General features: G+C 43.9%; 12 protein-coding genes and 1 tRNA gene. 7 read left to right on the forward strand and 6 right to left on the reverse strand.

Features of this window, described 5'->3' with window-relative positions; translation table 11 throughout:
* Positions 1-140: 140 nt before the first annotated feature.
* Genes QZ157_RS04020 through QZ157_RS04040 form a run of 5 tightly spaced genes read right to left on the reverse strand, consistent with a single transcriptional unit; the run spans position 141 to position 6,219 of the window.
* Positions 141-1,580, reverse strand: a complete 1,440-nt coding sequence (locus tag QZ157_RS04020) for a DUF4139 domain-containing protein (protein ID WP_295142125.1) — start codon at positions 1,578-1,580, stop codon at positions 141-143.
* A 54-nt stretch (positions 1,581-1,634) separates the two neighbouring features.
* Positions 1,635-2,960, reverse strand: coding sequence for a TRAP transporter large permease subunit (locus tag QZ157_RS04025; protein WP_295142128.1), 1,326 nt, complete (start codon positions 2,958-2,960; stop codon positions 1,635-1,637).
* Positions 2,957-3,538, reverse strand: coding sequence for a TRAP transporter small permease subunit (locus QZ157_RS04030; protein ID WP_295142130.1), 582 nt, complete (start codon positions 3,536-3,538; stop codon positions 2,957-2,959). The genes QZ157_RS04025 and QZ157_RS04030 overlap by 4 nt, the downstream gene beginning before the upstream one ends.
* Complete coding sequence (locus QZ157_RS04035) at positions 3,539-4,879, reverse strand: sodium-dependent transporter (protein WP_295142133.1); 1,341 nt, start codon at positions 4,877-4,879, stop codon at positions 3,539-3,541.
* Positions 4,880-4,881: 2 nt separating this feature from the next.
* Positions 4,882-6,219: a sodium-dependent transporter gene (locus QZ157_RS04040; protein ID WP_295142136.1), complete on the reverse strand. Its 1,338-nt coding sequence runs from the start codon at positions 6,217-6,219 to the stop codon at positions 4,882-4,884.
* Positions 6,220-6,490: 271 nt separating this feature from the next.
* Here QZ157_RS04040 and QZ157_RS04045 point away from each other — a divergent pair, with 271 nt between their 5' ends.
* The 7 genes from QZ157_RS04045 to QZ157_RS04075 all read left to right on the forward strand — a co-directional run bounded on the left by QZ157_RS04045 (position 6,491) and on the right by QZ157_RS04075 (position 11,935).
* Positions 6,491-6,790: a F0F1 ATP synthase subunit C gene (locus QZ157_RS04045; RefSeq protein ID WP_122874270.1), complete on the forward strand. Its 300-nt coding sequence runs from the start codon at positions 6,491-6,493 to the stop codon at positions 6,788-6,790.
* 44 nt (positions 6,791-6,834) lie between these two features.
* Positions 6,835-6,918, forward strand: a tRNA-Leu gene (locus QZ157_RS04050).
* Positions 6,919-7,126: 208 nt separating this feature from the next.
* Complete coding sequence (locus tag QZ157_RS04055; RefSeq protein ID WP_295142141.1) at positions 7,127-8,335, forward strand: tyrosine-type recombinase/integrase; 1,209 nt, start codon at positions 7,127-7,129, stop codon at positions 8,333-8,335.
* Between the two features lie 129 nt (positions 8,336-8,464).
* Positions 8,465-9,820 (forward strand): hypothetical protein, encoded by a 1,356-nt coding sequence (locus tag QZ157_RS04060; RefSeq protein WP_295142143.1) that lies wholly within the window; start codon positions 8,465-8,467, stop codon positions 9,818-9,820.
* A 65-nt stretch (positions 9,821-9,885) separates the two neighbouring features.
* Entirely contained in the window at positions 9,886-10,200 is a 315-nt protein-coding gene (locus QZ157_RS04065; RefSeq protein WP_295142146.1) for a hypothetical protein, read from the forward strand.
* A gap of 150 nt (positions 10,201-10,350) precedes the next feature.
* A complete protein-coding gene (locus QZ157_RS04070) occupies positions 10,351-11,304 on the forward strand; it encodes a mobilization protein (protein ID WP_295142149.1) in 954 nt (317 codons plus the stop codon).
* Between the two features lie 28 nt (positions 11,305-11,332).
* Positions 11,333-11,935: a hypothetical protein gene (locus QZ157_RS04075; RefSeq protein ID WP_295142152.1), complete on the forward strand. Its 603-nt coding sequence runs from the start codon at positions 11,333-11,335 to the stop codon at positions 11,933-11,935.
* Positions 11,936-13,188: 1,253 nt separating this feature from the next.
* On the opposite strand, the gene QZ157_RS04080 is transcribed toward QZ157_RS04075, so the two are convergent.
* Complete coding sequence (locus QZ157_RS04080) at positions 13,189-14,040, reverse strand: universal stress protein (protein ID WP_295142154.1); 852 nt, start codon at positions 14,038-14,040, stop codon at positions 13,189-13,191.
* Positions 14,041-14,042 lie beyond the last annotated feature (2 nt).

Genomic DNA, 14,042 nt, shown 5'->3' on the forward strand with positions numbered 1-14,042 from the left:
TCGCAACTGCAAGCAGAAGCGACGAAATTTCCGACCGAAGATAGAACACGTAGTTCATCGAGGGAGGAAATTTCTAGCTCATTTAAAGGCGCGCAAGAGACAAGCCTTTACAAAGCAAATTTAAGCTAAATTTTGTGCCATTATTTCCCAGGCCTAGTAAGCTCATAGGCGAAATTTATCTCCTTGCTCTCGTTTGGCTTAAGCGCGAATTTCCACGTCACCCTGCCCTCTTTATCCAGTTCGCTCTCTTTGGGGTCGTTTTTCATGCTTACGCTTACGCTCTCATGCGCGCTAACTGGCGCTCGCTCCTGTAAAACCACGTCCCACGCGAGTTTAGAGCCGTTTTTTACGGTAAATTTATAGCCCTGCGAGATTTTATTTTTCGAGCCGAAAAACGACTCTTTCGTAAATTCGCCGTTATTTTCCTTTTTTACGACCACAAGCTCGTTTTTGCCGAAAAACTCCTCGGCCTCCTCGCCCGCAGCGTAGCCTACGTATCTTTTGCCGATATTTACGTCGCCGATTTTAAACTCCGCGTCCGAGCTCTCTACGCTTCGTTCGGGCTTAAATTTAGCTCTAACGTATGCGTTTGCTCCGCCGTATCCGTCGATAACTAGGTCAAATTTCGCATCAAGGCTTTGCTTGTCGTAGCTAAAGCTCTTTTCCTCGCCCGCTTTTAGACTTACGTTATCGATGCGCCAAGTATTTGCAAGCTCGTTTTGGACGTTGCTAGCCTCCGTCTCTTTAGCATAACTATGAGATACTTGCTTTGCCTTTTTCATCGGCGTAACTACGGCTCTATCGTAGGCCTCCATCGCTACCGGAGCCGCTGCTAGCAGGGGCTCTGCCTTGCCTTCGTACCACGGATAAAAAGGCTCAGGCGTCAAATTTGACGAGTAGTAAAACGGATAAAGCGCGATCGTAAGGTTTGATAAATCCGTATCGAGAGGATTTTTTAGGGTCAAATTTTGCGAGATTTCGACCCTGCCTTTTTCGACCAGGGCGGAAATTTTATTTTTTAAATTTACGCTAACGTCCACCGGATAGGAGATTTTGACCTGTTTTGGATCGCATTCGAATTTAAGGTCAAGTTTTTGAAAATTTACGACCTCTATTTCCAGTTCCTGCATTTTTAGATTCGCGTCGTTAAGCAGCTTTTTAGCCTGAGAGGCTTCGGCTAGCGCTTTTAGCGTTATATCGTAAAATTTATCCGCATCGGCGCTCAAATTCTCGACGCTTTGCTCTTTGAAAGCCGAGAAATTATTTAAAAATTTGTTTTTCGCGTTTAGCGCGCCTACTTTATTTCCCAGCTCCTCAAACTCGTTTTGAGCTTTTTTAAATTTATCGTATCTTTCGTCTTCTAACGGTTTTGGTTCGTTTAAATTTAGACTGATTAGCTCGCAAGACGCGCTTACGTCGATATCCTCAAGCGCTACGAACTCGGGCAAATTTAGACTAAATTCGCTTTTTTGATCGGCGAAGCTTTGATGGATGAAGGACTTGTTTTTGTAGATCTCCAGTAGGTTGCTCTGCGCGCTAGCCAGCGCGGCAAGCGTCGAGATCAGGGCTATTTTTTTCATTTTTTTCCTTTGGATAAATTTGAAAGATTATAGCCCAAAACGTTAAATTTAAATCTAGCTCAACAAAATAACGGCAAAAATCGCTAAAACTAAAATTTGCAGTCCGATAAAAGGCACGACGCCTTTGTAGATATCAGAAGTCTTAATCTCCGCGGGCGCCACGCCTTTTAGGTAAAAGAGACTAAAGCCAAACGGCGGCGTGAGAAACGACGTCTGTAAGTTCATCGCGATAACGATAGCAAAATATAGCGGATTTATGCCTAAATTTACCGCAATCGGCGCTAAAATCGGCAGCACGATATACGAAATCTCGACAAAGTCTATAAAAAATCCCAGCGCAAAAATCGTAATCATAGATAAGACGATAAAGCCCCATTTTTCGCCCGGTAAATTCGACATAACTTCTTCAACTATCTCGTCGCCGCCGGTGTAGCTAAACACCATCGAAAACGCCGTCGCGCCGATAAGGATAGTAAAGACGACGGCCGTGGTTTTTACGCTCTCTTCAAGCGCTTCTTTTAGCATCTTAAACGAAAAAGTTTTATAAAAAACCGAAAGCAAGATCGCGCCAACGCAGCCAAACGCCGAGCTCTCCGTCGGCGTAGCGATGCCTTCAAATATCGAACCAAGCACCAGCACGACAAGTACTAGCGGCGGCAAAATAGCAAGGATAGCGTTTAAAATTTGCTTTGATTTAGGCATATCGCTCTCTACTACGACGGGCGGCGCGTAGTCCTTTTTGACGTAAGAGACGATGAGGATATAGGCTATATATGCGCCAACAAGCGCAAGACCCGGATATATCGCCTCGCGGAAAAGATCGCCGACCGGTACCGTAAAGACGTCGCCTAGGATAATCAAAACGATCGAAGGCGGGATGATCTGCCCAAGCGTACCCGAAGCACAGATAGTGCCGCAGCCTAGAGCTTTGTTGTAGTTGTACTTTAGCATCACGGGCAAGCTCATAACGCCCATAGCTACGACGCTAGCGCCCACGACGCCCGTAGATGCGGCTAATAGCGCGCCCACTAGCACGGTACTGATCGCCACGCCGCCGCGAATCTCGCCGAATAAAAATGCCATAGACTCGAGTAGCCTCTCGGCTAGCTTGGTCTTTTGTAAAATAATACCCATAAAAACGAAAAGCGGCACGGCGATGAGGATTTTGTTTTCCATTATCGAGTAGATGCGGTAAGGCATGAAGTTAAAGGTCTCTTTAAAAATCTCAAGCCCGCCCATAAAGCCGTTACCGTCGCCAAAGCTCTCGACCATGCCGCCGATGAGTCCGAAAATAACGGCTATCGCGCCAAAGGTAAATGCGACGCTAAAGCCGATAGCAAGCATAAAAAGCGCGGATAAAAACATTACTATGCCGGTCATTTTCCCTCTCCTTGTTGCGCGGTTTTACTTAAATTTGCGTCAAATTTGCCCGCCTCGCTTAAATTTGAGCGAGCGTCCAGATAGACGTTTAGCCACTTTATAAAGTATCCGACGCTAAAAAATATAAGTAGCCAGAAGCTAAACGGGATAAAGGCCTTGATAACCCAGCGATACGGCAAACCGCCAGGATCTGCGCTACCTTCGCCGCTCTCGTACGCCTCTACGACGTAGTCCCAGCTCAGCCACGCGACCAAAAGCGCAAGCGGCAGGATAAAAAGGATGACGCCCGCCATATTTATAAGCGCCCTTTTCTTTACGCTCATCTTTTCGTAAAATATATCCACTCGCACGTGTGCGTCGTCTTTTAGCGCGTAGCTCATGCCAAGCAGGATGATGACGCTAAAAAAGTGCCACTCAAGCTCTTGAAGGCCGACGTTGCCGTATTTGAAAAAATATCTCGTCGTGACGTTAAAAAAAACGTCCGCAATCATCAAAAACATCACGAATATACAGACGTAGCCCACGACGTTACCGAATTTATCGAAAAATCGCTCTACTTTTTTTAAATTTCGTTCCATTTAACTCCCCAAAATTTGTCTTATCATTATAGCTAAAATGCAAATCGGCGCGACGAATCGCAGTAAAAAATACCAAATTTCAAAAACCGCCCTACCCATATACGGTAAAAATAGCTCCTCTAGGCTGCCTCTTTTCATCGCGTAGCCGACAAATACCGCTATCACGATACCGCCCAGCGGCAGCATGATATTTGAGCTTAGATAGTCTAAAACGTCGAAAAATCCCTTGCCGAAAAACGTGAGCGCATCTTTAAATTCGGTAATATTTGAAAGCGCGCAAAGCGTGCCCAGGCAATAAACGCAAACGCCAACGATCGCGATCGCGCCTAAGCGAGGGATCTTAAACTCGTTTATGAGGTAAAAAACGAGCGGCTCGACCATCGAGATAGCCGACGTAAGCCCCGCAAAAATAAGCGCGGTAAAAAACATAAAGCTTAGGACGTTTCCCATCGCTCCTAGCTTAGCAAACAGCGTAGGCAGCGAGATAAAGGCAAGTCCCACGCCCTGGCTAGGCTGCTCGCCGTACTCGAAAACAAAGGTAAAAACAATAAGCCCAATGACGACGCTAACGATGATGTTTAGCGCGACGACGTAGAGCGAAGAGGTAAAAAGATTAGTCTTGTCATCTAGACTTACCGAATACGTAGCGATCGCTCCGATACCGACGCACATCGTAAAAAACGCTAGCCCCAGAGCTACAAACACCGCCTCGCTCGTGATTTTAGAAAAATCAGGCACTAGCAAAAACTCCGCCGCCTGCGAAAATCCGCCCATCTGCATCGAGTAAATCAGCATAAAAATAAGCAATAAAAAAAGCGTCGGCAAAAGCCATAAATTTATGCGCTCGATACCGCCTTTTATGCCCTTTGAGAGGATGAAAAAATAGGCAGCAAACGCGATGCTAAAGTATAAAATTTGACCCGAGATGTCAGAGCTTATAAATTTGCCGAAATTTTCGCCCGAAACCGCGATACTTTGCGGAAGCTCGCCAAGAGATAAGACCGAATACCTAATAACCCAGCCGATGATAACCGTATAAAACGACGCGACCAAAACGCCAGTTATCATTATGACGCCTGCATACCCCCAAAATTTGCCGTTTTTAGGAGCTAGCGAGCGAAAGGCGTTAACGGGATCGGCGTTTGAAATTTTACCCATAGCCATCTCGGCAAAAAATATACTAAGCCCGACCGCAACGGCAAAAACTAGATACAAAAGCACGAAAGCCGAGCCGCCGTTTGCACCGACCATGTACGGGAATTTCCAAGCGTTGCCAAGTCCGATGGCGGCGCCCACGATGGATAATATAAATCCGATTTTAGAAAATTTATCGCTTGCCACGGTTAGCCTCTTAGCGCATTTATGGTGATGATGACGATGCTAACGGGAGCAACAAATCTAATCATAAAATACCAAATTTCAAAAACCGCCCTGCTCATATACGGCCCAAAAAGTATGTAAAGCGCGTCTTTTTTGATCACAAAGCCGACAAAAATCGACACAGTGATGCCGCCGATTGGCATGATGATGTTTGAGCTGAGAAAATCAAGGCAGTCAAAAAAGCTCTTGCCAAAAAACGTCAAATTTTCTTTAACGCCTTCGATGCTTGAAAGTATGCACAAAATGCCCATGCAGTAGATGAAAGCGCCGATTAGCGCGAGGGCTTTTTTACGAGAAAAGCCAAATTCGCGGATGAGATAGTGCGTGAAAGGCTCTAGCATCGAGATGGCCGAAGTTATGCCCGCAAAAAGCAGTGCCGAGAAAAACGCGAACGCTAGCACGTGTCCGAGCGTGTCCAGCTTCGCAAAGAGCGTCGGCAGCGAGATAAACACGAGCCCCACGCCCTGACTAGGCGTCGCGCCAAACTCAAACACGAAGGTAAAGATAACAAGCCCCATCAAAATGCCCATCACGACGTTTATCACGACGATGATGATCGAGGAGCTAACGAGATTCGTATTATCAGGCAATGACGCAGAGTAAACAATGATAACGCCGACACCTAGAGATAGCGTAAAAAACGCGAGTCCAAGCGCGGTTAAAATGCTACTTACGCCTAGTTTTGAAAAATCCGGAACCAATAAAAATTTAGCCGACTGCACGAATCCGTCCATCGTAAACGAGTAGCCAAGCATAATGATAAGCAAGATAAGAAGCGATGGCATCATCCAGACGTTTACGCGCTCTATGCCGCTTTTTATGCCCTTTGAAACGATAAAAATGCAGAGAAAAAACACGATCGTAAAGTAAAAAATTTGAGATGCGGCGTCGTTGGCGTAGAAATTTCCGAAAATTTTCTCCGAAGCCTCGACGTCTTTTGGCAGCTCGGTTATCACCATTACTGCGTATTTTAGTATCCATCCGATGATGACCGTGTAAAAAGAGGCGATGATGATCGCGCCTATCATCGTAAAACCCGCAAATTTCCAGGTTTCTTTGCGTTTTGGAGCAAGCTTTTTAAAGGCATTTACGGGGTCAGACTCCGAAAGCTTACCGATAGCTATCTCGCCGAAAAATATCGCAAGTCCGATAAAAAACGTCATAAAAAGATACAAAAGCACGAAAGCCGAACCGCCGTTTTGACCGACTAAATACGGGAATTTCCACGCGTTTCCAAGCCCCACCGCAGAGCCTGCAACGGCTAAGATAAAGCCGATTTTAGAAAATTTATCCTGCGCCAAATTTAACCTTAGTATTTAAAATTTCAGAAGCGAGGCTAGCATAAAAAAGCTTTTAAAATTCTAATTTTTAAATAAATTCGTAGAAAAACGAAACATCGCTGAAATTTTTTGTAAATTTGTAGCACTAGCGGCGACAAATTTTGACGAATAGAAAATTTATGAAAATTTTCTCGGTTTTAAGTAACTCAAAGCTAAATTTTTATAAAATGCGCTCTCAAAGCTTCAAAGTAGGGGTCTGATCCGAAATGGCTTAATTTTACAAGGAGACTTTATGAAAAAAGTTGTTTTTTTAATGATGGCTCTTGCTAGCTTCGCGTTTGCGGGCGACGGTGAGATGTTAAGATCTTACTCTGTTCTTGCGGCAGCAGTCGGTCTAGGCCTAGCGGCTCTTGGCGGCGCTATCGGTATGGGAAATACCGCTTCTGCGACAATTTCAGGCACGGCTAGAAACCCGGGCGTGGGCAGCAAGCTAACTACGACGATGTTCGTTGCTCTTGCGATGATCGAAGCGCAAGTTATCTACGCGCTAGTTATCGCGCTAATCGTTCTTTACGCAAACCCAATGTTTTAATATCGGGCGGGTTCGTCCCGCTCTTTTGTTGTTTTAATCCACGTGCGACCTTGGTGGAACGGTAGACACGCTACTTTGAGGTGGTAGTGCCGAAGGGTGTGCGAGTTCAAATCTCGCAGGTCGCACCATTATACTTACTAACCCCGATAAAAACCCCTAAAATAGCCAAATGTATAAAACCCGTCGACGGGAAATCTATCGAAATCTTGCCGATTAACTGACCAAATTTACTGACTGGCTTAAATTTAGTCAGTATCTGCAAAAACACTTGAGAAAACGCTCTTAGTCCTCAAAAACGTAAACGTTATAATTAATAAAAAACGGAGGACTAAACCTATGACAAACATCTCAAAACTCGATGAGTTTCGTCGTGACCCTGACGCCTATTTAAAAGAGTTAAAACTCCCATACGGCAAAACTACCCTGCGCCAAGTCTTAAACGCCGATGGGCTAACCATCCGCATCCAAAAAATCAAATGCGTTAAAGCCCCGCTAATCCGCTATCGTAAGGATTACTACTATAGCAAGGGCGGTCAAATAGTCGCGAAAATAGGCTCAATAGATGATCTGACTTATCGCCAAGCTACAAAAAAGCTTTATGAGGTTAGGGCTGAAGCTCTTGACCATCAAGATCCGAAAAAAATAAAAATCACGCTAAGAGATGTTTTTGACGAGTACGTCGCGAGTTCGACTCTAGGATGTGGCTCTCGCACTATCGAAAAAAAAGGCATAGCATTTAACAAGCTCCAAAAATATGCTAATATGCCTGCAAAATCTTTAAAGCTCGAACACATTTTGGAAATAGCTCAAGCTAGCTATACCCGTAACGAGTTTTCTGCGCTCCGCGACTTCTCAAGTTTTATGGGGCAATTCCTAGCCTTTGCTATACGCCGAAAATATATCTCAAGCGATCCTTTGGGTGGTGAAAAGCTTACGGCGCATTTTGCCTTGGGTAAAAAAGGCGAATATCCTTGGATTGATTCCGATGAGGACTTACGGGCTCTTTGTCTGTACGTTTCAAACTATCCCGATACCGCAAGCGTCCGCAATGCCTTAGTTTTCGGGCTTTGTACGGGATTGCGCCCGGGTAATATTCGCAACTTGGCTACAAAACATCTAAGAACTGATGAAAACGGCGAATACTTCCTCTTTTTTGAAGCTGACGAGATGAAAGTCGAAGCAAACGGGGACATATATATCGGGCTCCCCCGTGAACTTGGCGATTGGCTTCAAAGCATAACTAAAAACGGCTTATATTTCCCGTCTCGAAAAAATACGCTCCTATCCGACGCTGTGCTTAGCAAGGCTTTGAGAAAATGCCCCTTACAGAACATTAAGCCTAAAGGTAAAACCTCGATAGTCTGTCATAGCTTCCGAAAAATCTTGAGCACCTTTGTAAATGAGTCTGACGATAACGGAGTAAGCGATTATGACGTAGAGCGCGCCTTAGCTCACAAGGTCGGCGGAATGGCAGGGCGATATAATAAATCAAAAGCTGTTGCTACGACTCGGCGTGTTTTAACTTGGTGGCTTTCATATTTGTAAGAGCGGGGGTTAAAATTATGAAGTTAAAAATGGGGGTAACGGGCAAGCATTTTAGGACTATAGCGAAGCCCGTTAGTGCTGTAATTATAGCACTTCTAACTTTAGCTGTTCTAATTTTTGGCGGTCAGTATGAGTAATTTTCGCTCTGATTTCGATAATTTCAAACCGGGTGAGCTACACCTGCGCCAAAAACTTTTAAATCGAGAAATCAAACAACCCCTTGATTCTCGGGCTATCGAGATATCGACTTTCGACGTTTCTGCGGATTTCCTTGCCTTGGGTTTTTCTTGTGTCGGCATAACTCTAACTGCCGATAATACGGGCATTTGGCGAAACGGCACGCCGGGGCGAAAGAACAACAAAGAACTTGCGGAAGCCTTAAAAAAAGCGCTCTACGGGTTAGTTAAAAAGACTTTATCTACGATCCCGCTTTGGGTCGCGTGGGTGTTCGAGCGCCATAAAAACGGCTCTCCGCATATCCATGCTATGTTGTTTTGTCCCGTGCGCGATCTTGCTCACGTGATAGCCCTCTGCAAGCGGTTATATGATTCTAAATCCGTACAAGTGAACGTGCTCAGTCCGATGTATGTTTTCAAGGATGAAAAATGGCAGTGGGTTTTGGCTGAAAAAAACGAGGACTTTCCCGCCGCTCTTTGTTCGAAAATTCTTGCTCGAACTACTGCTGAAATCGATCCTATTAAGGACAAGCTTGTCCGCCGAAATGTAGCCAAAATAAAAGACGTCCAAACTACAAAAGAACTTCATAGTGTTTGCAATGCAAAGCTTCGTAAAAAATATCCTAACGCCGAACTAGTACTCGGAAATCTTTTTCATGAACTCTGGCGCTACTGGAAATATGCGCATTGTCGCTCAAAACGAGAAAGGGTTGCCGAGGATGTGAACCGATACGATAGACTTATTCTTGGCATAAAGGACGAAAACGAAAATGAAACTGATGATGAGCCTTTTCCGGTAAACCGATTCGTCATCACTCAACCCGTGCTTGGATCTTTCGGTCGTGACGTAGCTTGTAAGTTAAAAACCAAGGTTGATGATACTTTGCAACAGCTCGACGTAACGCTATGGACCAAGCACCATACCGAACGTCTGCATGTGAATCTAAAAAACATTTACTTAACTAAAACGCAGATTCATAATCTCAAACTTTGGGCGAAAAAATGCCGAAACAAGGACGATCTCCTCGTTCTTTATCGCACTCTTTTTAGCGGTAAAAAAATCGGCGGTAAAGACCCTTTAAGAATGCTTGATTTTGCCCCAAAAGATCTATCTGATTATGATTGTGAGCTTTTGGAAAATCGATTCGATATCCGCTCTTGGCTAGCCTATGTTTTTCCGCTTATTCGCGCTCAAAAACAAGACGACAATTCTGATTTTGATCTTGCTACTTTCCTTGCTACTTGTGGGCTCGATGAATTCTTTCGACCTATCCCTGAACCTGCTCCGCCCGAGTTTTGTAGTGTGTAGCGATTTTTAACTACTTTTGATCTATCATGTTTTTATATCTAAAATTAAGCAAAAGGAGGCCTTAAATGGCAAACGATTTTCTCGCAAATGTTGCTCAACCGCAGAGCCAAAAACCTGTTCAACCTCAAGACCAAAAAGCGACTCAAGTCACGCCAAAACAGGCTGAGGTTACGGATAAAAAAGAGCTAAGTCCTCGAGGGAAGCTCATTAAAGAACTAAATGCTCTTGTTCTGAAAATAAAAGGCATTGACAAACGCGAAGCCAAAGCGAAAAACGCTTTGGAAAATGCCAAAAAAGCTGTGGCGAAAATCGAAGAGGAACGCGCTGAAGTTGAGGCGCTTGCTAAAAAGTTCGAGCTCTCGAACTCCGCCTCTCTTTAACCCCCCTTGCGGGCGAACTTTCAGCTACGGCTTTATGCTGTAGCTGATTAGTGAGCTCACTAATCAGCCGCAAGCTGACATTCGCTTTTAAGGGGCACAAGACCCCTTAAAAGAAAATGCAATGCAATAATACTATAACAAGGAAAATACATGGATAATAGCGCTAAATCTTGTTTCCATATTGATCCAATGAAAGAGTTCGCATACTGGCACGATTTCCGACAAGGTTTTCAAGCAAGCAACGTGCAAGGGGACCTTACCAAAGATAACGAGTATTCTTGCTCTTTCCAAGAAGCTCGGGACAAGGCAAAAAAAATGAAAGACGAAGCTGACGCCGCCTATCGGGCGCGTACGGGGAGGCGACCGGGCTACAATGCTGAATCTATCTATTGGGAAGCTACGGTGAATTTGCGAGGCTTTCATTCTAAAGAGGATATCGAAAAAGTTGTGAAAATTCTCGAGAAGCGTCTCGGCTATCGAACCGTTTTTTGGACTCGGCATCGCGACGAAGGTCACGAGGCGACCGAGGATGAAATTGAGGAGTTACGAGAATCGGGGAAAATTGATCCGCACTCGTTGGAGCATAAAATTTTCATAAACAACGATCACGTTCATATCGCTATGTTTTCTCTGGATGAAGGCGGGAACTCTCTACATCGTCGAAATTTTGGAAAGCCTAACCTTATCAGTCAAATTCAGACGGAAATCGCGCAAGCCCTCGGCATGGAGCGCGGCATCAGTAAAAAAATCACGAAGCGAACGCATCTCAGCCCTCGTCAATATCGTCAAGCTATGAGCCTGCAGGAGCCTCTGCAAGTCAAGCTTGGAGAAGCCAAAAAAGATTTGGCTGAGGCAAAAAAACAAATAAAAGAGCTAGAGAGGCAACTCAAAGAAGCGAATAAACAAGCCCGCGCTGATCTGCAAGAGCAAGGGGGTAAGCGCGAGGATTACGCGGCTTTAGAGCAAGAAAACCGATTGCTTAAAAATGAGCTAGCTGAGCTTAAAAAAGCGCCCGTTACTGTAAATATAGATTGTGAGATGGCTAAGATAATGGAAAAAATCGAAAAAATCGAAAAAATCAAAACGGGTTGTTGCAGAGGCTGAGACTGAAATCTCTAAGCTCAAGAACTCTTTGGGTATGTTTGATTGCGAGAAAGTATCTGCCTTTGTATGCGAGGCCGTTGCTTTAGGTTATGCAGCTCATGGACAAATAGAAAGCTATCTGCCCGTTTTAAATGACGTTGAACGTTATAAGGCGGAAGCTGCGCAAGCGGCGAATCTTAAAGACAATAAGATTGCTAGGGCGTTTTTTGGCGGTATTGCTTCAAAGCCTGACGTAGATGTAGACGCTCTAAAGAAAGAAAATACTGCCCTATTGCAATCCTTCGATAAATTACAAAAACAAAACGCCGAGCTACAAAGAATGCTAAAAAGCTCTGCTGACCTTGCCAAACAAAAAGACGCTCAGATCGCCGAGTTAATGAAAGCGAATCAAGAGGGTTTTAGTTCTATTGCTAGTGATAATTTTCAGCTTGGTCAGGCTGTAATGCTCTCTGAATTGATTGCTAACAAGAAGCTCTATATTGAGCCAAAAGGTCAATCTTTGGTTGTGGGGCTTGATAGCATTGTTTCGGGGGAGTACCCTGCTAAAAACTTTGAGGGCATAAAAAGCGGCCTTCTTAGCTATTGCCCCTCTTTTATTACTCAAAATAACAATCTAGAATATACTCGTTAACCCTCTTTGCCCCTCGATGTATAGGGGCTTTGAGGCACTTTTTCCGCGTTTCTTAATAGTATTATATATTTAAATTTAAGCGAACCGAAAATCTAAAAGCGTCAATCATAAAAAAACAACTCAAGCAAAAGCAAAGCAATACAAAAGGCACGGTGGCGGCTGTTTTTTGTTTTTCCTTAGCTTTGCGGGTTGTGCGAACGGCTTTTACAGAGTCAAGGGCGGATTTTTAGAGGTGAGCGCTAATCGCGAGCCCTTAAAATCCTGCTCGTATACCCTTGACCTTGTAAAAAACGGCTCGCTACAATGCCCGCAAATAAAAGCTAAAAGCAGAGCGAGAAAAAATAGGCTCTATGCGCGCCGTTAGCTGTTCGCGGCGTGCATTAGCTTATTTTTTCGATACGAGCCTCAGCGAGTATCAAAGCGCCCGCCCGTGCCGTCCTTTATTGCTTCTGTATAACAAAGTTGTATTTTTTAACGCTTCGCCGATCAGCTCGAAGTGCTCACTGATACGGCTACGCTTGGCCGTGGTATGAATACATTTTTTACCCAATTTGCAAAAAATAAAAAAATTTGCTATGATGCATTTCAATAAAAAAGGACTATGGCGAAAGAAAGAGATTAATTTCTCTGCTTAAGCTTAGAAGCTTAAATATCCTTAGACATTAAAAAACTGTTTAACAAAATCGTTTAAGTTTCGGCTCTTTTTCCTAGCATTTCCTTTGTATTTTTGCAGTTATTTAAAAATACTTAGTCAGTCTTTTAAAAATACTGACCTAGTTTTTACATTATCCCTATTTTAGGGCTTTGTAAGCATAATGCGAACCCCGCAGGTCGCACCATCATACTTATTAACCTCAACAAAAATCCCCAAAATAGCCAAATACATCAAACCCATCGACGGGAAATCTATCAAAAAACCACCAGCTAAATGGCCGAATTTACCGACTAACCAAGTTTTAGTCAGTACTTGTAAGTTATAATCTAAAAAACACCTTCTAAAATATTATTATGATTATTTAATATATCTTGGCTGATTTCCAATTATATCCGATTTTTAGACCTCATTAAAAACCATAAACCGTAATTTAGCGATATTTTTGGACTTTGCTTAGTAATAAGCCTCAATAGTTATGCTTTATTTGGAGTCGAATTTAGCATATTTTCTCTTGAATTACGATATTATAACCCTATTTCAAGCTAAATTTAGATTTTGGAGCTAAATTTAAGCCGTAAATTTAGCTCAGATCTTTGTCTTACATAAATACCGGTATCGTGGTATTTTGTAAGAAGTACTTGGTCGTACCGCCCAAGAAAATCTCTCTAAAGCCGTTTTCTGCATATCTAGCCGCTACGATTAGGTCAAAATTTCCGTCCGTCGCGGCTTTTAAAAGCGGTTCGCCAGGGACTGAAAAAGTTCCTACGATCTCAAAATCCGCATTTATGCCGTGCAGTGCGAAGTATTCATCCAGCCTCTTTAAGCTAGCTTCGCTTTGATCGCCCAAATTTGCCTTTGAAGTGATGCATTTTACGCGCTTAGCCTCTTTTAAAAGCGGTAGCGAGCTGGTAATGGCGCGCGAGCTCTCAGGCGTACCGGTCCAGCTTACCAGGATATTTTCCGCGCTAAATTTAGTAAGTTTTCTAGGGATAGCGATAACGTTTTTACCGCTTTTTAGTACCGCCGCTTCAAACGTACCCGTTATCTTACCGTCAAGCGGTACGGCTGCTACGACCATATCGCAAAATTTAGACTCCTGCTCGACGATTAGGCTTCTTTTTCCGCTTTTGGTTATAAATTTCGCGCTCGCCTCGCCTTTTAACGGAGTATCGCTGACGCGTACGCCAAGCTCGGCGCAAAGCTTATTAAAAATAGCCTCGTTTTGCTCGTGCTCAAGCCCCAAATCAGCCTTAGCAGCTTTTAAAAACTCCTCGTAAAGCACTCCGCCTCGAAGCGTCATTTTCATATTATAAACGACGCTAGGATCGAGCTGGCAAGCCAAAATCTCGATATGGCTGTTGAAATGCTTAGCGACCAGCAAAGCACCTTTTATACGCTCTTTGACGTCGTCGCCGGCACCTATGGGGAAGAATATTTTTTTATACTGCATCG

Origin of the sequence: uncultured Campylobacter sp., from assembly GCF_905372745.1 — a bacterium.
In the GTDB taxonomy this organism is placed as follows: domain Bacteria; phylum Campylobacterota; class Campylobacteria; order Campylobacterales; family Campylobacteraceae; genus Campylobacter_A.